Here is a 21,250-nt window from a genome sequence, read left to right as displayed (position 1 = left end):
GTCTCGTCCCGCTCGTGATCGGGTCTCCTGCGACGGCTGTATCAACGCCCGTTTGGGAGGCCCTGGTGTCAGCACCAACACGTAAAAGACGATGGCTCACGATCTGCGCCATCACCGCATCCGCCGCACTCGTCGCGATACCCGCAGGCGCCGCGTCCGGCGGGGACAGCAGCCCCTTCGGGGCCCGTGCACTCGCGCAACTCGCCGCCGGGCGCGCGCAGTCGGTGGGTGGAATCACCTCCAAGGTGAAGGCGGAGGACGCCGATGGCGGCAATGAGGCCGACGAGATCGCCGAGGGCGCCGACCAGTACGCCGAGGCCCGGACCTCACCCGGCGTCGTCGCGCCGGGCGCGTACGGCGCCGCCTGGAGCAGCCTGAACAACCTGTCGAGTACCGGTGGCAGTTGGCGCAACGTCACCGATCTGCCGTACAACTCCGACGACTCGCGCTACCGCGACTACGACTCCAACTCCAGTGGTGGTTCGGGCTATGTGACCGGCCGCCTGGCGGCGATGGCCGCCGACGACCACGGTTACGTCTACGCGGGCAGCGCGGGCGGCGGGGTATGGCGGTCCCGGAGCGGCGGCGGGCACTGGAAGCCGATCAGCGACAAGCTGCCGGCGCAGTCCACCGGGGCGCTCGCGCTGGACGGCGGGGGCCGGCTGTGGCTGGGCACCGGCGAGGCGAGCACCAACGCGGACGCCTACCTCGGCAGCGGCGTCTACGTCCTGTCGAACCCGCACCACGGCACCTTCTTCTCCCGCAGCCGGGTCGGCGGCGACGAGTTGGAGAGCACCACCGTCCACGAGCTGCGCTTCGGCGGCGGCAAGGTGTGGGCGGCGACCAGCAGGGGTGTGTGGAGCCACTCCACGAAGAAGCTCGGCGGCGCTTGGAAGCTGGAGTTCGCACCCAACCCCGACTATCTGCCGGGTGGTTCGCTGGCGGGTGACCCCGCCGCCGCGTACAAGAACATCGCCAACGACATCGCGATCGACCCCAAGGACCCCTCGAAGGTGGTCCTGGCGGTCGGCTGGCGCAGCGGTGACGACTACAACGGCTTCTACACCAAGGTGAACGGCACCTGGACGCGGATCACCAGCGGTCTGGGCGATCTGCCGTCCGACGCGGACAACGTCGGCAACGTCACCTTCGCCCGCTCCGCCGACGGCTCGCGCTACTACGCGATCGACCAGTCGCCGGAGCAGCTGAACACCAACCCGGACAGCGGCCTGGAGGGTATCTACGTATCCAAGTCCGGTTCTCCTACCGGTCCCTGGACGAAGATCGCCGACTACAGGGGTCTCGCCGCCGACGGCTCGGCGCTGACTTCGAGCGGCTACATGCCCGGGGTCCAGGCCTGGTACAACCAGTTCCTGACCGTCGATCCGGCCGACGCCGAGCATGTGTACACGGGCCTGGAGGAGGTCTACGAGACGAAGGACGGCGGCAGTAGCTGGTCGACCGTCGGCCCGTACTGGAACTTCGGCTTCTCCTGCTGGAGCATCGACCCCACCAAGCAGACGGGTGACTGCAACCAGACCACCCACTCCGACCAGCACGGCGTCGCGATCGGCAGCTACCACGGCAAGAGCTTTGTGTACGTGGGCAACGACGGCGGCGCCTACAAGCGGCCCGTCAACGGCAAACAGGACGCCGAGGGCCACGCCACCGACTGGATCTCGCTCAACGACGGGACCATCGACACCCTCCAGTACTTCTCGGTCGGCATCGGCAAGGACCTGGCCCATGGCGGCGTCTCCGTGACTGGCGGCCTGCAGGACAACGGCCAGTCGGTCCTGCGCAGCAACGACACGGTGATGGGATCCAACTTCGGCGGTGACGGCGGCGACACCCTCACCGACCCGGCCAACGGCTGCAACATCGCTGAGGAGTACGTCTACCTCGCGATCCAGGTGACGCAGAACTGCACGGTCAACGACGGCTCCTGGGTCAACGATTCCAGCAAGATCACCTCGTACTCCGTCGCCCCGGCCGACAACGCCACCGGGGAGGCCCGCTTCATCGCCCCGCTCGCCGCGGACGCGAAGAACAGCTCGACCTGGATCGCGGGTGGCCGGCACGTGTGGGTGCAGACCCACGGCTACGCCATCCGCAGCGGCGACGAGTGGACCAGTGTCCACGATCTCGGTGCCGGCCACACCGCCACCGCCGTTGCCGCCTCGGGTGGCAAGGTGTACGCGGCCTGGTGCGGCCCCTGCAATAACCAGGGCTTCACCCGCGGCATCGCCGTCGGCAACGCGGACGGCACCGGCTGGCAGGACATCGTCCTCCCGGCCAAGGGCACGGCCGGCACGGTGCCCAACCGCTACCTCAGCAGTTTCGCCATCGACCCCAAGAACGCTGACCACGTCTACCTCACCGTCAACGGCTTCTCCCGGCAGTGGACCGAAGGGCCCGGCGCCGGCGTCGGCCATGTCTTCGAGTCCACCGACGGCGGCACCACCTGGAGGGACATCTCGGCGAACCTCCCCGATGTGCCGGCGGACTCCGCGGTCGTCACACCGGGCGGTGGCCTTGCCGTCGGCACGGACCTCGGTGTCGTCTACCGGGCGCCGGGCCGTACGACGTGGCAGCGCGTCGGCTCCCTCCCGGCGGTCGCCGTGCTTCAGCTGAGGCTCAGCCCGAACGGCAAGACCCTCTACGCGGCCACCCACGGCCGTGGCATCTACACCATCGGCATACGCAACCTCAGCTGAGCCACACACCATCAGGAGGGGGGAACCCGGATCCGGCTTCGGACTCCGGGGTCACCCCTCCTTCGGGTACGGCACCACGCTGATCCTCAACGTGAAGGCCGCCCATGCCGCGCCCGCCACGTCCGGCGCCTTCGCCAGCACGGTGACTGTGGCCGCACCCGCCCACACCCCGGCGCACCACGGCGACGCTTGGCCGGTACCGTCCGCGTCGACCCGCCACCCCGAAGCCGGCACGAGAACGGGCGCGGAGCTGTGCACAATCGTCCGCCGCCAGTCGTCCATACGCGGCCGCAGCACCAGGGCCACCACCGTCCTGGGCCCCTGCTCGCCGGCCCACCTGTCGACAGGTCCGACGGGGCTACCGGAGGTACCTGCCGCGCCGCCGCCCGCCGACCCACTGCACGCCGTCAGCACGATCACACCGGCGACCGCCAACCACCCGGCCCAGCAACGCGTCCCGCCACCTCCGGACCAATTCGCCCGTCCCATCGACCGTGAACGCCGCGCAGAGCAGCACCGGGGCCGCGGCCAGGGCAAAACACGCCGCGAGCGGCAGATGCCCCAACACCAGACCGACCACGGCTGTTCCGCCCGAGGACCCGGCATTGACGGCGGTGTTGACCCATGCGCCGGCCTGCGTACGGCTGCCCGCGCCGACGGACTCGTCCGCGATCAGATACGCCGTGGTCAGGGCCGGGGCGACGAACAGTCCGGCGACGGCGACCGTGCCGACCAGCACGTACAGGTTCGGCGACAGCCCGGCCGCGAGCAGGGACAGCCCCAGGGCGACGGCAAGTGCCGCCAGTCGCAGCCGACTCGACGCGCGCCACGAGACGGCGCCGTAGGCCAGACCGCCGACCGCGCTCCCCGCGGAGAGCGCCGCCAGCACCCAGGCGGCGGCCGCATCCTGGTCCTGCCGGTCGGTGAAGGCCACAGCCAGCAGATCCAGCGCCCCCAGGCACAGCCCCACCCCGGCCGCCACCGCCACCGCGTGCCGCAACCCGGCCAGGCCGGGCAGTCGTTTGCCGGACGGTGCCGCAGGCAGTGGCTTCGTCGCCGGAGCGCGGACGACCGTACCGTGTACGGCAGGAGAGGCCACCAGGGCCGACGCTCCGACCAGCACCAGCGCGGCACTGACCGCCACGCCGGCCGCGGGTTCGGTGAACTTCACCAGCAGACCCACCAGCAACGGCCCGGTGACGAAGAGGAGTTCCTCGGCCACGCCGTCCAGGCTGTAGGCGCGCTGGAGCAGCTCCCGGTCGGGCATGAGGCTGCTCCACAGGGTCCGCATCACGGGCCCCAGCGGTGGTGCGCAGGCGCCGGCGATCACGGCCAACGCCCCCAGCAAGAACCCCGACGCACCGGGCCGCCAGGTGACGTGGGCCAGGATGGAGAGGAGCAGCGCATACGCGATGGCCATGGGCGGCAGTGCGTGCCGTGGCCCGTACCGGTCGATCAGCGCGGCACGGGCGGGGGAGAGGACGACGCTCGTCGCCCCGAACAGGGCCATGACGGCGCCTGCCACGGAGTACGAACCGGTGGAGCCCTTGACCGCCAGCATCAGGGAGAGGGAGACCATCCCGTACGACAGTCGTCCCAGCAGCGCGGCACCGAAGGTGCGGGAGGCATGACGGGTGCGCAGGACCGTTGCGTACGAGGGAGCGCGAGAGGGCGTGGGCGAAGGCGAAGGCATGAGGATCGTTCCTCGGGAAGGCAGCGCGGACCTGTCGCGCTGTGTGCTTAACGGGACACCGGAGCGCCGCGCCCGGCGTGACGGGCGCGGTCAGTGCGGGGTCCTACGCACAGAGGAGGAACATGCGCGCAAATCTAGCAGGAGGCCGGCGAGCGGCACATGGCTCGGCCGACGCCCGGCGGCCCCACGGCCGTCGCGCCGGCTCACCCGGCGTTCGCACCGAACCCGTTCCGCTCCGCCCACGCGGTGAGTGCCATGGCGATCGCCTCCGGCTGGTCCTCCGGTGCCAGGTGACCGGCCGGACCGCAGTGCACGGTCTCCAGGCTCGCGATGTTCGCCGCGCACCACGCCGCCATCTCCTCCCCGATCATCAGCGTCGGTGAGGTGTCGAAGGTCAGCAGCAGCTTCGGTACGTCGGTGCTCCGTGCCAGCCAGTCGTCGTACTCCTTGATGCGGGCGACCACATCGGACGGCGCGCCGTCGAGCGGCATCGCCCGCGACCACTCCAGCAGCGGGCGTCGGCTCCCGGGGGTCGGGTACGGCGCGCGGTACACCGCCAGGTCCTCGTCGCTCAGTGCGGTCAGCACGGTTCGGCCGAAGGCCTGCTCGATGAAGACGTTCTGTTCGAGCACCAGTGACTCGCCGACCCCGGGCGTACGGAACGCCTCGAAGCGGGACCGCGCTGCGGCCGGGAACTCGGCCCAGGACATCGGCCGCACGATCGTCTCCATGAACGCGAGTCCGCGGGTCCGGCCCGGGTGACGGGCCGCCCGGTCGAAGGCGAGCGCGCCTCCCCAGTCGATGCCGACCAGTACGGCGCGGTCGAGCCCGAGGGCGTCGAACCAGGCGTCGAGATACCGGGCGTGATCGGCGAATCCGTACGGGATGTCGGGCTTGCCCGAGCGGCCCATGCCGATGAGGTCGGGGGCGAGCAGCCGGGCGGGCGCGCCGATCCGGGGCAGGATATTGCGCCAGAGATGGGAGGAGGCCGGGTTGCCGTGGAGGAAGACGAAGGGGATTCCGGTCGGATTGCCTGTCTCTTCGTAGTGCACCGTCGAGTCGAGGACATTCAGGGTCGGCACGGTCGGCCACCTTCACATTTCGTTGGTGAGGCTAACGTTTATGATACTAACGTTTACGGCGCTCATGAAGCTACATCGTTAGGGTCACTAACGCAACAGGTATGATCGGGTCATGAGCAAGAAGGCGGACACGGGCGCCGACGACATGACGGACGGCAGCGGCGACCGGGCGACAGCGGCCGGACTGCGAGGCCTGCCGAGCCGGCTGCTGGGGCTGACCGCGGCGCAGGCCGACCGTCTGGTCGGCGAGGGGCTGGCCGGTGCGGACGCGCGGAAATGGCACTACGCCGTACTCGTCGCCCTGCAGGAATCAGGTCCGGCCAGCCAGGCCACGCTGAGCCGGCGCACCGGCATCTACCGCAGCGACCTGGTCGCCGTCATCAATGAACTCGCCGAACGCGGCCATGTCGATCGCGCACCGGACCCCGCCGACCGGCGGCGCAACGTCATCACGATCACCACGCAGGGCCGCCGCCACGCGCAGCGGCTCGACAAGCTGCTGGCGGGCGTGCAGGACCAGCTGCTCGCACCGCTCTCCCCGGCCGAACGCGCCCAACTGACAAGCCTGTTGGCGCGGATCCTGGACCACCATGCTCAGACGGCGCGGCGGGCGTCAGGCGGACCGACCACCTGACGCACTCTCCAGGATCTCCCCGGCGGTCCGTCGCAGCCGGGGCAGGAACCGGCCGACCTCCGCGCCGCGGCGCAGGAGGTCGTCGGTGGACGTGATGCCGAGATCGGCGACGGCGGCGCGGAAGGCCGGCATGCGCGCGGCGTGCAGCCCGGGCGCGTCCGCGGCCAGGACGGTGTGGCAGCGGGCGAAGGTTGCGATGATCCAGAAGACCGCTTCACGGTGGTCGCCCCGGTCGACGAGCAGCCGGCTTCCGTCGACGGCGATCGGCCGCGCCTGCACGGTGAGGTCGCTGCTGAAGAAGAACGGCGTCCTCGCGACCGCGGCCGTGGCATCGAAGGTACGGGTCAGTTCGGACAGGTGCTGCCGGACAGTGGGGGCGGAGAGCTGTGCGCAGCCCAGGAGTTCCAGGAGTTCCGGGTAGAGCGACGGATGCCCGTACTCGGTCAGTACCTCGCGGGCGGCGAGGTAGCGCAGCCGCACGGTGGGATTGCGCAGTGCGGCGACCAGCAGGACGTGGGTGGTCACCCCGGTGGGGAACAGCCAGCCGGTCACCTGCTCGTGGAACGGCGCGGAGGTGTCGAACGCGGCGAGCCGGGACTCGATGCGGTGGAGGGCGTCCTCGCACCGGCGGCGGACCCATGGCCGTTCGGCGAACCGTGGTGAGACGGCTGCGTGCAGGGCACGCAGCCGGCCGGTGGGGTCGGCGATGACCGTGTCATGACGGAAGCTGCCCGCCAGATGGTACGAGGCGAGGACCTCGTCCGCCGAGGCGAGATCCGCCCACGCCACGTAGGTGATCTCCAGCAGGGCGCCCCGGGAGCGGAGCTTGCCGGGTTTGACCGGCGGTTCGTCCCCGGCGAGGACGACGACGATGTCGACATCGGAGGACGGTGACAGCTCGGCGTCGTCCGGCAGTCCGACGGTGGATCCGCTGAAGTACGCACCGCGGAAGCCGGGTTCGGGGCGGGCGTGCTCGGCGACCCATCGGGTCGCGGCGGATCGTGCCGCTCCGACTTTCACCACGGTCCTCCTCGACGGCGTCCGGTGCCGGGAGCAGTCAACACGGTCGGCAGGGCGTTGTCAGTGTCCGCTGGTACCTATGGGTACATGAACACCGATCTTGCCCACCCCGCTGAACTGGCGGCACTCCGCGCAGCCTTCGAGGCCGACGCCCCTCTCGGCTGGGACCGGGTGCATGCCTTCGAGGCGGAGCACGGCATCGTCCTGCCGGAGCCGTACCGCACCTTCGTCGCGGAGATCTCCGACGGCTCGTACACGGGGCCGCCGGACTACGGCCTGATGCCGCTGGCCGAGCAGCCGGACGACGGCAGGGAGGCCGACGGCGAGCGGTGCCTGGCCGAGCCGTTCCCGTTGACGGAGGCATGGGTGTGGGAGGAGGACGACCGCCCGGAGGAGGAGCTCGAACCGCTCCTCGACCAGGTCTTCGGTCATGGCTCGATCGTCCTGGGCACCGATGGCTGCGGCATGGACTGGCACCTCGTTGTCACCGGACCCCATCCCTCTTCTTCGGAGGGAATCCCCGCCTTCAGGCGGGGAGGGAATCCGGTCCTGAACCCTGCGGCGCGGAGCGCCGCGGTTTCGCTCCGGAGTGCCTCGCCCGCGGAGCCGTGCTCAGTCGGGCCGCTTCTGGTTCTCGATGTAGTCCTTGACCACGTGGAGGGGTGCGCCGGCGCATGACCCCGCGAAGTAGGAGCCGGACCAGAAGCGGCCGTGCATGATGGCCTGGTTGACGTGGCCGGTGAACTCCTCTCTTCGCAGCGTGTCAGTATCTCGTCGTTGAAGACGGTCCGCCGGTACCTGGTGACGAACACCAATTGCGTGTGGAGGTGGTGGACGACGTGACAGCCGCGCCGTACGTCGGGGTTTGGTTCCCAACGTGGTGACATGAACCAATGTTACGGTTAAGGTCGATTCGAGTCGGAGGGGGTGGGCTGAATGATCCGTGCGTACACGTTCCTCCTGCGGCCCACCGCCCGGCAGGAACAAGCGCTCGGTGAGATGCTGCGCGATCACTGCTCGCTCTACAACGGCGCGTTGCAAGAGCGTCGTGACGCCTACCGGCACGCCTCGAAGACGACGGTCCGATACGGGCAGCAGTCGGTGCAGCTCAAGGAGATCCGGGCATGCGACCCGGAGCGTCAGGGCCGTTGGTCGTTCTCCAGCCAGCAGGCGACGCTGCGGCGTCTGGACAAGGCGTTCGCGGCGTTCTTCCGCCGTGTCAAGGCCGGTGAGAAGCCGGGCTATCCGCGTTTTCGTGGACTTGGCCGGTTCGACACGGTGGAGTTCCCCAGGGACGGAGACGGCTGCCGTTGGGATGCCACCGCGCACGACCCGGTCACGCGGGTGCGCCTGCAAGGTGTCGGGCACGTCAAGGTGCACCAGCACCGGCCGGTGGTCGGCCATGTCAAGACGGTCTCGGTCAAGCGTGAGGGCAAGCGCTGGTATGTGATCCTGACCGCTGAGCGGCCCCGGCCCGAGCCGCTGCCCGCGACCGGCAGCGTGGTCGGCATCGACCTGGGCATTGCCAACTTCCTCGCTCAGCTCGAACGGCGAGTTCGTGCCCAACCCGCGTCACGGGCGAAAGGCCGCAGCGAAGCTCGAAGCAGCTCAGCAGGCACTGAGCAGGTGCAAGCGCGGAAGCAAGCGCCGCCGCAAGACCGTGGAGAAGGTCGCTACCCTGCACCGCAAGGTGCGCCGCCAACGGCTCGACCACGCCCACAAGACCGCGCTCGACCTCGTACGCGAACACGACCTCATCGCGCACGAAGACCTCAAGATCCGCAACATGAGCAAGGCCCCCGAACCGAAGCCCGACCCCGACAAGCCGGGCAGCTTCCTGCCCAACGGGGCCGCGGCCAAGGCCGGGCTGAACCGCTCGATATCGGATGCCGGATGGGGGGTGTTCCTCGCGATCCTGAACGCAAAGGCTGAGAGTGCCGGGCGGGAAGTGATGGCCGTGGACCCTCGCAACACCTCCCGGCGATGCCCCGAATGCGGGCATACCACCAAGGAGAACCGGCCCACACAGGAGACGTTCCACTGCGTCTCGTGCGGCCACAGCGCGCACGCGGACACCGTCGGTGCTCTCAACGTCCTACGGGCCGGGCTGGTCCGTCGCGAAGCCCAACCGGCATAGCGAGAAGCCACCCCGTTCACGGGGTGGAGGAGTCACCGCGGTCACATCTGGCACATCACCGGTGAGGGGGCCCTGCCGTTCGGTGCCGAGTTCGGCTTCACCACCGGTGAACCGGGATTCGCGGGATGGGTGGCGCACTGGGCCGCGAACAAGCCGTGGTTCGATGCTCCGGATGACGAGTCCGGCGCTGCGTAGAGCGCGTGCCGGGCGGCGTCAGGCTGTTCCTGCTCCGCGACCGGGCGGGCCGGTGACCCCGGCGGCACGTGGCAGGCGGGGCGCACGGGCCGGGAGTCAGGACGCGGACGGTGCCATTTCGGGTGCGGCGGAAGGCTCGCCTGCAGCAGCAGATGCGGACGGGCGGTGCGGCGCGGATTCCGCGCCGCACCGCCCGTACCGGCGTCTGCTGCCGTTCTGCCTGGTCAGCGTCCTGCCTGCAGCGCCGCCCAGGTGCCGCTGCCGACGATCCCGTCGACCGTCAGCCCGTGGCCGCTCTGATAGGTGCGTACCGCCGTCACCGTGTCCGGGCCGAAGCTCCCGTCGGCGTCCACGGTCGTGCCGAGCGCCGCGGTCAGCGAGCGCTGGAGCCGCTTCACGGCCGCGCCCGTGCCCCCCTGCTTCAGCGTCGGCACGGTCCCGGCCGACAGCAGCGCCGTCCAGGTCCTCGCGCCGACGACGCCGTCGGCGCGCAGTCCGCGGGCCGTCTGGAACTTCTTGACCGCGGCCAGTGTGCCCGGGCCGAAGCTTCCGTCCACTGCGCCTGCGTCGAAGCCCTGCGCGGTCAGCAACTTCTGCACCGCCGTGACCTGGGCGCCCGTCGATCCGCTCTGCTGGGTGGCGTACGAGGCGAAACTCAGCCCGTCACTGCTGCTGCTGCCGCCGCTGTCGTCGCCCCCGACGTAGCGCATGTAGCGGGCCCAGTCCCAGTACGGGCCCGGGTCGGTGTGGTCGTTGCCCGCTGCCTCGCTGTGGCCGATGATGTGCGCCCGGTCCTTCGGGATGCCGTACCTGTCGCACAGGGCGCTGGTGAGGGCGGCCGAGGAGCGGTACATCGTGTCCGTGAACCAGGAAGGGTCGTCGATGAACCCCTCGTGCTCGATGCCGAGCGCCGAGGCGTTCGAGCCCCGGGCGTGGTACGCGGTGTCGCTGTTGCGGACCATCTGGGTGATCTGCCCGTCGGAGGATCGGATCACGTAATGGGCGCTCACCTCGGCCGTGGGGTCCTGGAACCAGTTGATCGAGCCCGAGTACGAGCCCTGCGTGACATGGATGATCACCTTGCTGATCGGCGCCGACCGGCCCTTGGTGAAGTTGTTCGGGTCGGCCGGGACCCACAGTGCCGACGGGTAGTCGGGGCTCTGGGTGCGTACCCCGCTGTCGGAGAAGGTGCCCTTCTCCGGGGCCACCGGGCGGGCGGTCACCGAGACCCGCTCGCCGCCGGGGACGGTGGTGACGATCCCGTTCTTGAGGAACGTGTAGACGGCGTCGGCATAGAGGGCGGCGGCGCGGCCCGTCGTGCCGCTGTACCGCGCCACGGCCGGGTACCAGGCGTCGATGTCATCGCGCTCGTCGCCGTCGAGGCCGATGCGGTCCGCGTACGCGCGCAGCACGGCCGCGCCGCCGAGGATGTTGGCCGCGGTGTCCCGACGGAGCTTCGACAGCGGCGTGCCGGTGAGTGCGGCCGCCGTTTCCAGCGTGTGGTTCCCGGGGTTGCTGACGAGGTGCATCACGCCGTACCCGTTCGCCTGGCTGGGGCGCCCGGCGTGGCCGTCGAGGTGCGTCTCGCTGTAGCCGACGGCGGCGAGCAGATCGCGCGGTACGTCGAACTCCCGTGCCGCCTGCGCGAACGCCTGGTTCATGGAGTGGCGGGCGGAGACCGGAGGGGGTGCGGCGAAGACCGGCGTGCCGGTCGCGGCGAGCGCGGTGGCGGTGAGGGCCGCCAGCACGGATGCGCGGCCCCTCGTGTGGGCTGCGGCGCGTCTGGGCATACCTGCTCCTGCTGTGTGGGGGAGAACGAACGGCCCCCGGACCCGAGTGGGGTGGGTCGAGGGCCGCGAAGCGGGCTCAGGCTATCCATGCGTCCAGGGCATGAAAATCATTTACCTGCGTGTCGAACTCCCTTTCACTCCAACGCGGTTGACCGGTGAGCAGCAAGCCGCCCGGCGACCGTGCAACCGGTCGCCGAGCAGCCTGACTTGGCGTCAGATATGTGCCGCGCCTCGCGCTCGCTCCGCGACGAGCTGCAGCGCGACATCGATGATCAGGTCTTCCTGACCGCCGACATACCCTGCCTCGCCCACCCTTCACAGGATCTCGTGCGCCGGGACGCCGTACCGCTCGCCGGCCCGTTCCGCATGCAGCAGGAAGCTGGAGTACACCCCGGCGTACCCCTGCGTGATCGCCGCCCGGTCGGTGTACGACAGCCGCGGGATGAACGGCCGGGCGACCTTCTCGGCGGCCAGCACCTTCTGGGTGTCCACCCTGGTGGATACGCCCATCTGCGCCGGCACCGGCACCAGGATCTCGGTCGGCGAATTGCCCGCGCCCGCGCCCAGCGCGCACAGGGTGCCGTCGATCTGTCGGGCCCCCGCCTCGTACGCCGCCAGGGAGTTCGCCGCACCCAGGGCCAGGTTCTGGTGGGCGTGGATGCCGACCCGGGCGTCCGTACCGAGCTCGGCGACCAGCGCCGCCACCCGGTCCCGGCCCTGGTTCGGAAGCAGAGCACCAGCCCAGTCGACGACGTACACGCACTGGCATCCCGCGTCCGCCATGATCCGCGCCTGCCGGGCCGGCACCTCCGGCGTCACCCGGTGCGACAGCATCAGGAAGCCGATCGTCTCGGTGGCGCATCGCGTGACTGCCGTCGCGCGGCGTCGAGATACGGGGCGTATTCGGGCGTTCCGGCAACGCAGCGAGGTGCCGTAGCTCCTTCGTGCGCCCGCCAGGGACGACGGGACAGCCCTTGGGTCAGACGCTACGGGAGAGCTCCTCGGCGGCGGCCAGCATGCCGGTGACCGAGGCGCGCGCCACCTCTTCCCGGGTGGTGATCAGGTTGACGCACAGCTGCATCGCCGGATCGGCCGAACGCAGCGGCACGGCCACCCCGAAGGCACCCGGCTCCACCCGGCCGAACGTCATGGCGTACCCGCGCTCGCGCACCTCGGCGAGCTCGGCCGAATCGTCCGGCGACGGCGCCCGGAACGAGGCCAGCGCCAGACCGGCCGCGCAGACCCCGATCGGGTTGCGGCTGCCGACCCGGTAGGAGAGGTGGTAGTCCACCGACTGCGGCTCCGCCACCGCCACCGCCACCGCGTCGTCACCCTCCGCGGCGATCAGCGCGACCGTGGCCCTCAGTTCGTCGGCGGTCCGCCGCAGCACGGGCAGCGACGCCTCCCGGATCCCGGCCGCATAGCCACGCGCCAGCGCGGCGGTGCCGGACCCCGCCCGGTAGCGGCCGTCCGCGCCCCGGAACATCAGTCGGAACTCCGCCAGGGTGGTCAGGATGCGGTACGCGATGGTGCGCTGCACGCCCAGGCGGTCCGCCACGTCCTGCACCGCGAGTCCGTGCGGCGTCCCGGCCACCAGCCCGAGCGTGGTCAGACCCCGGGCCAGAGTCTGGGACCCGGTGGTGCGGGAGGAGGTCTTGTCGGGAACCGGGTTGTCGCTCACCCGGCAATCCTAGGGCGTGTGCGCACCGCGCCGTCGTCCGCCGGAAGGCCGCCGCCGCTGTCGGCCGGGCCCGTCCCGGCGGGCGCGGGGTCGATCGTTCCCGGTTCCTACCAGCGGTCGCGGTGGATGACGTCGGCCACCGGGCGCCGCCGCACCGGCCCGAAGTTGCCCTGCGGCCACCCCACCGGAATCGCGGCGAAGGTCTGCATGTCCTCCGGGATGCCGAGGGCTTCCTTCCACTCCTGCTCCAGCATCAGATGCCAGATGGTGATGTTCGCCGCGAGCCCCAGCCCTCGCGCGGCCAACAGGATGTTCTGCACGCCCGGGTAGACGCAGGAACCCTCGGCGAGCGCCTGGAACCGCGTCTGCGTGTTCATCATGTGCTCGGTCCCCGCCGGACCGAGCGCCTGCGCGTAGGCCACCAGTCCCTCCTCCTCGATCCGCGGCTCCGGGAACCGGTAACAGGGGACGATCAGCGCGGGCGTGTCGGCGAAGTGGTCACGCTGGTACTCGATCGCGGCGACCATCCGGCCGTACGCGGCGTCGTCCATGCCCTTCGGCGCGTATTTCCCGGTGGTCGCCAGATAGGCGTCCACACACCGCTTCCACAAGGGCGTCAGACGGGCCATCACCTTCCTGTCCGTCACCACCACGTACTCGTAACACTGCATGTTGCCGCCGCTGGGACCCCAGACGGCCGCCTGTACGAGCTGCTCCAGCGTCTCCTCCGGCACGGGATCCGGCTTGAGGCGTCGCATGGCGCGCATGGTGGACATCGTTGCGAAGAGGGCGGGTCCGTCGGTCGCGGACTCGACGGTCTGAACCGTTTCGATGGTCATGATCGCGGAGTGTACGGGCGAAGCTCCCGCAGGGGGAGGCCCGTTGGCCGGGGCCGTCCGGCTCCCGTCCGTGCGGAACCGGGGGATCTCACCGTCGTCAACGGCGCCGCCGGCAGCGTCGCCACCGACCTCGGCCCACACGGCCCGAGCCGAGCCGGTCTTCGCCGGCGAGCACGGCACGGTGAGTACGCCCTCGCAGCAGAGGGAGTTCGGCGCCACCATGGAAGCCGGCCGGTTCCTCACCATCGGTGAGTCCGACCACTGGGCCGTCCTGGAACGCCCCGACGACGCGGCGGATCTCGTGGCCCGCTTCTGCACCGACCACCTCCCCCGCACCGCCCCGGTCCTCGCCGTACTGCAGCCCCGGCAACGGGCCGAACACGGTGCGGCGATCACCTGATCCGCCCCGGGTCATCGGATCGGCCGCGGACATCCGTCAGGCTGATCGCAGGGCGTGCGAAGGTCCCCGCCAGGACCCGGCGTTGGCGTTCCGTCAAAGGCGTGAGGAAGACCACCGCGTCGGGCCGGGTCTCCTCGCGGGTCGCGGCAACGTCGCGGACCTGTCCGTAGCTCATGAGGGTCCGGGAGCAGTACGGCAGGCGCATCTTCTTCGCGCCGCCGGCAGAGAAGCCTCGGCGCCGCACGGACTGCGCCACCACCCGCGCACCCCGCGCCGTCAGCTCGGCAGCGGCCGCGTCCACGAGCGGGGTGAAATCCTTCCGCTTGGCGGAGAAACACCCGACGACCACCATCCTGGCCCCAGCGACATCCAGCGGTGCGGCAGGCCGAACAGCTCCCGCCGCTCGCGCACGTCGGCGGGGCCGGTGATCCCGTCCGAGCTTCCGGTACAGGCCCACACCGTAGACGCACCGATACCCGCGGCGAGCCGGGAGCAGGCCGGCTAGGCCGTCGGGATCCATACGCGCATGGCTCCGGCCCCCCGGTTCGCCCATACCGCGTACGGCACCGCGGTCAGCTCACCAGCCGTCACCACTGTGACGCCGCCCAGCAGTTCGGGGCGGTGCCCGGCCCTGAGCGGGGTCTCCCGGTCGAGGGCCACCGTGTCCAGGCGCCGGGTCTGGTCGGCGGACTCCAGGCAGTACACGACGGGCCCGCGCTCGATCGCGACGCAGCCGCGCACCGCGTCGACGCGCGGGTCGGGGTGGGTCAGTCGCGGTTCCATCGGCAGATCGAGCACGACGGTCTCGCCCCGCTGCCAGTCGCGGCGCACCCGCAGCCAGCCCGCCTCGGCAGCGACGGGCGCACCGTCCAGCGTGGCGCCGGAACACCAGGCGGGGATGCGCAGGGAGAGCGTCCAGGTGCCGGGCCGGACGGCGGTCACGGCGATGCGCCCGTCCCACGGGTAGTCGGTCCGCACCGACACGGGCCCGTACGTCCCCGTCGCGTACTGGTGCAGCTGTACGCCCTCCCGGTCGGCGCCGGTGCTCGCGACGTAGTGCGGGAGCGAGGCCAGCAGTCGCATCACGTTCGGCGGGCAGCAGGCGCACCGGAACCAAGGGGTGCGGCGAGCGGACTGGTCGTCGCGGTGGCCCTCGTACCCCTCCCGGACCTGGAGCGGGTTGACATACAGCCAGCTGTCTCCGTCGAGCCCCGCCCCGGCGAGGAATCCGTTGAAGAGCGTGCGCTCGATCAGATCCGAGTAGCGGGCCTCGCCGGTGAGCAGCGCCAGCCGCCAGCTCCACTGGATGGATGCGATGGCGGCGCATGTTTCGGCGTACGCGCGGTGCGGCGGCAGTTCGTACGGATCGCCGAACGACTCCAGCTCGTGCCGGGCGCCGAGCCCGCCCGTGAGGTACGTCTTCGTCGCGACCATGGCGTCCCACAGCCGCACGGACGCGTCCCGCAGGCTGCGGTCGCCGGTCTCCGCGGCGAGATCGGTGGCACCCGCCAGGAGGTAGAGCTGGCGGACCGCGTGCCCGGTGACGGTCTCGGCCTCGCGTACAGGGGTGTGGTCCTGCCAGTAGGCGGCCCCGGGGAAGCTCTTCTCGCCGTCGCCGAGGAGTCCGTGCCCGCGCCGCTCCACGAAGTACGCGGCGAGGTCCAGCCAGCGTCGTTCACCGGTCTCCCGGTGGAGTTCGACGAGCGCGGTCTCGATCCCCGGGTGCCCGCAGACGCCGTCGACGCGCCGGTCCGTACCGAATACGGAGTCGATGTGGGCGGCGAACCTCTCCGCAACGGCGAGGAGTTCGCGTCCGCCCGTGGAACGGTGGTGGGCCACGGCCGCCTGGATGAGGTGCCCGGCGCAGTAGAGCTCATGGCCCCAGTCCAGCTCCTGCCACCGCAGCCCGGGGCGGGCGACCTGGTAGTACGTCTGCAGATAGCCGTCCGGGTCCTGGGCCGCGCCGAGCAGCGCGGTCAGCCGGTCCACATCGGAGGCGAGCCGGCCGTCTCCCGTCGCGTCGGGGTCGGCCAGTTGCCAGGACGCCGCCTCCAGCCACTTGTGGACGTCGGAGTCCTGGAACGGGAAGTCCCCGGTGAAGTCGCCGTCCCCGGTCGCCGCCGCGCGCAGGTTCCCCAGGTTTCCGGCCTCTTCGAGCCTGCGGGGCCCCTGCGGGATGCTCACCTCCGCGTTGGTACGGCGACGGGCGGCCCAGAAGCCGCCGCTGATCCGGGCAGGGGTGACGGGATGCAGCACGGTGTGCGCGGTGCTGCTCGGGCGTATCGGTCCGGCGCTCATGGGCGGGGACGATAGCGATACGACCGGTCGAACAGAGGGGGGCCGCCCGTCGACCGGGCGACCCCCCTCGGGCTGTACGGGATCAGTTCTGTGCGTTCACGTCCACGCGCACGATCTGCGGGTCGTGGTCGCTCGCCTGGTCGGCGAACTCCGCGTTGATGTGCACCACGTCGTAGTCGAAGCGGAGCACGCCGGGGCTGGTCAGGATGTGGTCCAGCGTCTGCGAGTTGCCCTCGTACACATAGCTGTACTGCTCACCCACCGGCAGCGTGGTGATCAGCGGCTTGAGCACCTTGCCGTCGGTCAGTGCGTCCATCGTCGGCGAGAACGCGAAGTCGTTGAGGTCCCCGAGGGTGATGACCCGCGCCGACTTGTCCGCCGTCAGCAGCGACTTGACGAAGGTGTTGACCTCCGCCGCCTGCTTGACGCGCTTCGTCTCCGAGCTGCGCTTCGGCTCCTGGTAGCGACCGTGCAGGGGCTGGTCGCCACCCTTGGAGGCGAAGTGGTTGCCGATGACGAACACCGTCTTCCCGTGGAAGCGGAACTCGCCGACCAGGGGCTTGCGGCTGTCCGCCCACGCGTCGCTGGCCGGAGCGATGCGGCCGGGCGATGCCGAGAGAGTGACGCTGTTCTTCGTCTTCACCACGGTCACGGGGGTGGTCGCATCGCCGCCCGCGCGGTCCACGAAGTCGACGCGCTCGGGGTTGTAGAGGAAGACGTTACGGATGTTGCCGCCGGGCTCGCCGCCGTCCTTGTTGTTCTCGGGGGCGATGTAGCGCCATGCGTACTTCGGGCCGCCCGCCTTGACGATCGCGTCGGTGAACCGCTTGAGCGTCGCCTCGGAGCCGACCGTGCCGTCGTTCACCGCACCGTTGTCGTCCTGGATCTCCTCCAGCGACACGATGTCGGGGGAGGAGAGGTTGACCGCGACGCCCGCGGCGAGGGTGTCGAACTTGGCCTGCTCGTCGTTCGCGTCCAGGTTCTCCACGTTGTACGTGGCGACCGCGAGCTCCTTGTCCTTCTGCTTCCGGGTGACCTCGCGCTTCAGGTGGTGGTCGGTGAGCGTGCCCAGCTCGGTCGCCTGGAGGTTGTAGCCGCCGAAGGAGGCGTAGTCCATGACGCCGGTGGTGGTGCCGGACAGCTCGTCGCCGACGTTCGCGACGGGGAAGGGGCGGGTGGTGTCCAGCGACATCACCTTGATGCGACCGGTGTTCTGGTCGGTGTACGAGGAGTAGAGCGTGCCGCCGCGCTGCGTCGGGTTCTCGTTCGGCTTGACCGTCACCCAGACCTCGTCGTACGCGGTCGTCGCACCCGTGACCCGGGCGTCGGCGATCTGCACACGGGTACCTTCGAGCGACTCGTACAGGTCGAGCGCGTACGTCGTCGGGTCGAGGGCCAGCGCGTCGACCGAACCGCCGCTTGCCGAGGGGGCATATGTGTTCGGCACGGACGCCGCGTCGAGCACGACCGGCGCGGGCAGCGCGTTGCCCGACGACAGGACCGTGACCCTGGGGGCGGTGATCTCGGTGATCGACTGGGTGGTGGTCGACGGGTAGTACTCGTCCACCTTGCCGCTGACCAGCACGGAGTCGCCCACGGCGACGGACGGTGCGGTGGAGCCGGTGAAGACGAAGACACCTTCGCTGGTCCGGGGGTCCGCGTCCGGCGTGGCGTCCTGGATCCAGAAGCCGCGCGAACCGCTGGTCCGCACGCCGGTGACGATGCCGGGGACGCCGGTCACCGACTGGCCGTTCAGCGGCGAGACGCGGGTGGTGCCCTGGATGTCGTGCACCCGCACGGTGCCGGGCTCGGTCGGGTTGCCGGGGTCGCCCGGGCTCGTTCCGCCGGACGTCTCACCGGCCGCGTTGACCGGTGTCGGGGCGCCCGCGGTCAGGTCGGCGGCATTGTTGTCGGTGTCGGCGAGCGACGTACCGCGCGCCACGGAGGCGGTGGCGGAGGCGCCCGCAGCCGGGCCACTGCCCTCCCGCACGACCGCGGAGCCGTAGCCGACGAGGTCCACGATGCGGGTGTCGGCGGCGCAGTCGGCCGCGGTCTTGCAGGTCAGCGGGGTGGTTCCGGAGACGAGGGCGACGGTGCCGCTGGCCGCGGCCATCGCCACGGTGCCGGTCGCGTCCGGGGTGGGCAGGGCGACGGTGCCGCCGGTGCCCGCGGCCTGGGCGACCAGGTAGCGGCCGCCGGGCGCGACGGACCCGGTCAGCGCGGAGACCTGCCAGAGCGAACCTGCCGACGGCGTGCCGGGCAGGTACTGGACGCTGAAGCCCGAGAGGTCGTACGCGGCCGAGCCGGCATTGGCCAGTTCGACGAAGTCGCGAGTGAGCGTCGCACCCGAGTTGCCCCCGCCCCCGTACACCTCGGAGATCACGGCGGTCGAGGACGGGGCCGCGAATGCGGCAGGCAGCGCGGTCGCCGAGAGGGTCACGGCGACCGCGCCGGCCAACAGGATGGAACGGGGTTTGGATATGTGCACGGTGAGCTGCCCCTCAAAGTGTGATGAGGGGCCACAAGCTATGCGCGTAGACCTGGCTGTGACAAGACATCAGAGGTTAATTCCGGAAAACGCTCCGACGACCCCCGGGTTCGCGCTCGGACTACGGCCGGACCGCGAGTTCACTGACCCTGAAGTGGCCGAGGACGGTGCCGAACGCGAAGTGCCGGCCGGTGTACGGTCCGGGGTCGCGGTAGTTGAAGCGCACTCGCCGGCGTTCCAGAGGTTGTGCAGGCCGGAGGCCCGGCCGGGTCGCTGCTCAGCAGGCAACCAAAAGGTTGCCTATGGTGAGGTGGGACCGGGACGACAGAGAGGCGGTGGGAGGGGTGGCGGCGATGGATGCGATATTCAAGGCGCTCGCCGACCCCAGTCGTCGACAGCTCCTCGACCGGCTCAACGCGCGCGGCGGGCAGACACTGCGCGAGCTGAGCGAAGGGCTGGCCATGAGCCGGCAGGCCGTGAGCAAGCATCTGGCGGTCCTGGAGTCCGCCGTGTTGGTCTCCACCTCCCGCAGGGGCCGGGAGAAGCTCCATTACCTCAACCCGGTGCCCATCCAGGAAGTGGCCGACCGCTGGATCGGCCGGTACGAACGCGGCCGGATGACCGCGCTCTGCCGTCTCAAGGAAGCTCTGGAAGGACAACCGGTCATGGGCAAGCCCGAGTTCGTTTACGTCACCTACATCTAGACCACCGCCGAGAAGCTCTACCAGGCGCTGATCGACCCCGAGTTCATCAAGATCTACATGGGGGGTTACGGCCCCGAGTCGACCTGGGAGGTCGGCGCGCCGGTCCGCTGGAAGATGGACCCGGACGGCGAGTTCGAGGAGGTCGGCCAGCGGGTCCTGGAGGCGGAACCCGGCAAGCGGCTCTCGTACACCTGGCACACCCTGCAGCCCATGCACCGCGTGATGTTCGGCTTCGCCTCGGACGAGGAATGGGAGAAGGCTGTCCAGGAGCGGTCGAAGGTCACCTTCGACATCGAGCCCGCCGAGGAGCCTGAGATGGGCATCAAGCTCACCATCACCCACGACGGATTCGACAGCCCGGACAGCAGGATGCTGGAAGGCGTCAGCGACGGCTGGATCATGATCCTCTCGACGCTCAAGACGCTGCTGGAGGGCGGCAGGTTCGTCTCCGACCCGGATCAGTAGGTCGGGTCCTCCGGACCGGCTGTCGGTGCGGCGTGCTTGGATGCGGGCTGTCGAGGAGGAGGGGAAGCATGACACGTACGACGCCGCCGCGCCCTTGGGATGTGGCCTCGGTCTTTCCGGCGCTGGCGGGCATGGCACGGACGGCCACCCGGCTTCATCCGTCCCCGGGCGATCCCACGGTGCACGAGAGCTCGGTGGGCGGGCCGTTGCTGTGGCCGGCCGACGAGGCCTGGCCGGTCTGCGCCGACGACCATCACCCGCACCGGCTCACGACGTTGGAGGACGTGCGCACACTCCGCCGCATCCTCACGCAGGCGTGGCAGCGGCCCAGGCCGCCGCGGACGAATCTGCTCACCCCTGACGAGCAGACGGTGGTGGACCGGATCCACGCCGGACACGACCCGGCGCTGCTCCCGGCGGAGCCCCTGCCGCTCATCGCGCTGGCGCAACTCTACGCCCGGGATGTTTCCGACCTGCCCTGTCCCGACGGCACGGACATGCTGCAGGTGCTGTGGTGCCCGTTCACGGAGATCGAGGACTCGCCGTCGGCCGTGCACCTGAGGTGGCGGCAGTCCGGCAGCGTGCGGGACGTCCTCGCCCACCCGCCCGCGCCGGACTTCGTCGGCCTCGACGACTACGTACCTGCCCCGTGCGTCCTGCACCCCGAGCGGGTCGTCGAGTATCCGGCGGCCCATGAGCTGGACCATGCGCTGACCGAGCGCATATACGCGTGGGAGAAGGAGCAGCAACAGGGTGAGGGGCAGGGGCTGAGCTACCGGGGCGATCTGTCGGTCGCCCCGGGCTGGAAGGTCGGCGGCTGGTCCGCCCCCTGGACCTTCTGCGGCCCGATGGAGGTCCGCTGCGACTGCGGCGCCCCGGTCGCACCCCTCCTCACCGTCGACAGCAGCGAATGGGACGGCGAGAGCACGGGCTGGCGTCCTGTCGAGGACAGGGACGACACGGGCCGGCTGCCGTATCCCGACTGGGACTGCCCCACGATGGTGACCGTCGGCCGTGGGTACACACTCCAGGTCTACCGGTGCACCGTCTCGTACGGTCATCCGCCCGTCACGACCCTGCAGTAGTCCTGTCGCTGCGGGCGCTCGG

15 protein-coding genes and 5 pseudogenes are annotated in these 21,250 nt (G+C 70.5%); 8 read left to right on the top strand and 12 right to left on the bottom strand.

Annotation, left to right across the window (positions count from 1 at the left end; translation table 11 throughout):
- Nucleotides 1-65: 65 nt before the first annotated feature.
- A complete protein-coding gene (locus OG395_RS16375) occupies nt 66-2,717 on the top strand; it encodes a glycosyl hydrolase (protein WP_327243611.1) in 2,652 nt (883 codons plus the stop codon).
- Nucleotides 2,718-2,768: 51 nt separating this feature from the next.
- On the opposite strand, the gene OG395_RS16370 is transcribed toward OG395_RS16375, so the two are convergent.
- The 3 genes from OG395_RS16370 to OG395_RS16360 form a co-directional block, all read right to left on the bottom strand.
- On the bottom strand, nt 2,769-3,014 hold the full coding sequence (locus OG395_RS16370) for an acetyl-CoA synthetase (protein WP_327243610.1): 246 nt from the start codon (nt 3,012-3,014) through the stop codon (nt 2,769-2,771).
- A gap of 61 nt (nt 3,015-3,075) precedes the next feature.
- Nucleotides 3,076-4,410 carry an MFS transporter gene (locus OG395_RS16365; RefSeq protein WP_327243609.1) on the bottom strand — a complete coding sequence of 445 codons (1,335 nt, stop codon included), beginning with the start codon at nt 4,408-4,410 and terminating at the stop codon, nt 3,076-3,078.
- Between the two features lie 203 nt (nt 4,411-4,613).
- Nucleotides 4,614-5,492: a haloalkane dehalogenase gene (locus OG395_RS16360; RefSeq protein WP_327243608.1), complete on the bottom strand. Its 879-nt coding sequence runs from the start codon at nt 5,490-5,492 to the stop codon at nt 4,614-4,616.
- A 112-nt stretch (nt 5,493-5,604) separates the two neighbouring features.
- Here OG395_RS16360 and OG395_RS16355 point away from each other — a divergent pair, with 112 nt between their 5' ends.
- The gene (locus OG395_RS16355; RefSeq protein ID WP_442818570.1) at nt 5,605-6,126 is read left to right on the top strand and encodes a MarR family winged helix-turn-helix transcriptional regulator; all 522 of its coding nucleotides are present in this window, start codon (nt 5,605-5,607) and stop codon (nt 6,124-6,126) included.
- Here OG395_RS16355 and OG395_RS16350 read toward each other — a convergent pair.
- Nucleotides 6,106-7,146 carry a hypothetical protein gene (locus OG395_RS16350; protein WP_327243607.1) on the bottom strand — a complete coding sequence of 347 codons (1,041 nt, stop codon included), beginning with the start codon at nt 7,144-7,146 and terminating at the stop codon, nt 6,106-6,108. The genes OG395_RS16355 and OG395_RS16350 overlap by 21 nt on opposite strands.
- Nucleotides 7,147-7,233: 87 nt before the next feature.
- Between OG395_RS16350 and OG395_RS16345 the strand changes: the two genes are divergently transcribed.
- Nucleotides 7,234-7,824, top strand: a complete 591-nt coding sequence (locus tag OG395_RS16345; protein WP_442818569.1) for an SMI1/KNR4 family protein — start codon at nt 7,234-7,236, stop codon at nt 7,822-7,824.
- Here OG395_RS16345 and OG395_RS58365 read toward each other — a convergent pair.
- Nucleotides 7,759-8,033: pseudogene (locus tag OG395_RS58365) on the bottom strand (transposase). The gene OG395_RS16345 and the pseudogene OG395_RS58365 sit on opposite strands and share 66 nt — an antisense overlap.
- 49 nt (nt 8,034-8,082) lie before the next feature.
- On the opposite strand from OG395_RS58365, the pseudogene OG395_RS16335 reads away from it, so the two are divergent.
- Together OG395_RS16335 and OG395_RS16330 are read left to right on the top strand one after the other, a co-directional pair.
- Nucleotides 8,083-9,283, top strand: a pseudogene (locus tag OG395_RS16335) (RNA-guided endonuclease InsQ/TnpB family protein).
- A gap of 33 nt (nt 9,284-9,316) precedes the next feature.
- Nucleotides 9,317-9,478, top strand: a pseudogene (locus OG395_RS16330) (SMI1/KNR4 family protein); the annotation flags it as partial.
- Between the two features lie 224 nt (nt 9,479-9,702).
- Here the strand turns inward: OG395_RS16330 and OG395_RS16325 are convergent.
- The 4 genes and pseudogenes from OG395_RS16325 to OG395_RS16310 all read right to left on the bottom strand — a co-directional run bounded on the left by OG395_RS16325 (nt 9,703) and on the right by OG395_RS16310 (nt 13,788).
- Complete coding sequence (locus OG395_RS16325) at nt 9,703-11,268, bottom strand: peptidoglycan-binding protein (RefSeq protein WP_327243606.1); 1,566 nt, start codon at nt 11,266-11,268, stop codon at nt 9,703-9,705.
- A gap of 213 nt (nt 11,269-11,481) precedes the next feature.
- Nucleotides 11,482-12,192 (bottom strand): annotated as a pseudogene (locus tag OG395_RS16320) (hypothetical protein).
- A gap of 55 nt (nt 12,193-12,247) precedes the next feature.
- On the bottom strand, nt 12,248-12,949 hold the full coding sequence (locus OG395_RS16315) for an IclR family transcriptional regulator (RefSeq protein WP_327243605.1): 702 nt from the start codon (nt 12,947-12,949) through the stop codon (nt 12,248-12,250).
- A gap of 107 nt (nt 12,950-13,056) precedes the next feature.
- On the bottom strand, nt 13,057-13,788 hold the full coding sequence (locus tag OG395_RS16310) for a nitroreductase family protein (protein ID WP_327243604.1): 732 nt from the start codon (nt 13,786-13,788) through the stop codon (nt 13,057-13,059).
- 181 nt (nt 13,789-13,969) lie between these two features.
- Between OG395_RS16310 and OG395_RS58360 the strand changes: the two genes are divergently transcribed.
- Nucleotides 13,970-14,188 (top strand): hypothetical protein, encoded by a 219-nt coding sequence (locus OG395_RS58360; RefSeq protein ID WP_442818568.1) that lies wholly within the window; start codon nt 13,970-13,972, stop codon nt 14,186-14,188.
- Here the strand turns inward: OG395_RS58360 and OG395_RS16300 are convergent.
- From OG395_RS16300 to OG395_RS16290, 3 genes are all read right to left on the bottom strand, one after another.
- The gene (locus OG395_RS16300; protein WP_327243603.1) at nt 14,181-14,540 is read right to left on the bottom strand and encodes a hypothetical protein; all 360 of its coding nucleotides are present in this window, start codon (nt 14,538-14,540) and stop codon (nt 14,181-14,183) included. The genes OG395_RS58360 and OG395_RS16300 overlap by 8 nt on opposite strands.
- 149 nt (nt 14,541-14,689) lie before the next feature.
- A complete protein-coding gene (locus tag OG395_RS16295; RefSeq protein WP_327243602.1) occupies nt 14,690-16,486 on the bottom strand; it encodes a glycoside hydrolase family 127 protein in 1,797 nt (598 codons plus the stop codon).
- Nucleotides 16,487-16,568: 82 nt separating this feature from the next.
- On the bottom strand, nt 16,569-18,974 hold the full coding sequence (locus tag OG395_RS16290) for an endonuclease/exonuclease/phosphatase family protein (protein ID WP_327243601.1): 2,406 nt from the start codon (nt 18,972-18,974) through the stop codon (nt 16,569-16,571).
- Nucleotides 18,975-19,327: 353 nt separating this feature from the next.
- Here OG395_RS16290 and OG395_RS16285 point away from each other — a divergent pair.
- Together OG395_RS16285 and OG395_RS16280 are read left to right on the top strand one after the other, a co-directional pair.
- A pseudogene (locus OG395_RS16285) lies at nt 19,328-20,143 on the top strand (ArsR/SmtB family transcription factor).
- A 68-nt stretch (nt 20,144-20,211) separates the two neighbouring features.
- Nucleotides 20,212-21,228: a hypothetical protein gene (locus OG395_RS16280; RefSeq protein ID WP_327243600.1), complete on the top strand. Its 1,017-nt coding sequence runs from the start codon at nt 20,212-20,214 to the stop codon at nt 21,226-21,228.
- The last annotated feature ends 22 nt before the right edge of the window (nt 21,229-21,250 follow it).

This window comes from Streptomyces sp. NBC_01320, from assembly GCF_035974375.1.
In the GTDB taxonomy this organism is placed as follows: Bacteria; Actinomycetota; Actinomycetes; order Streptomycetales; family Streptomycetaceae; genus Streptomyces; species Streptomyces yanii.
This window is presented reverse-complemented; position numbering and strand designations above follow the sequence as displayed.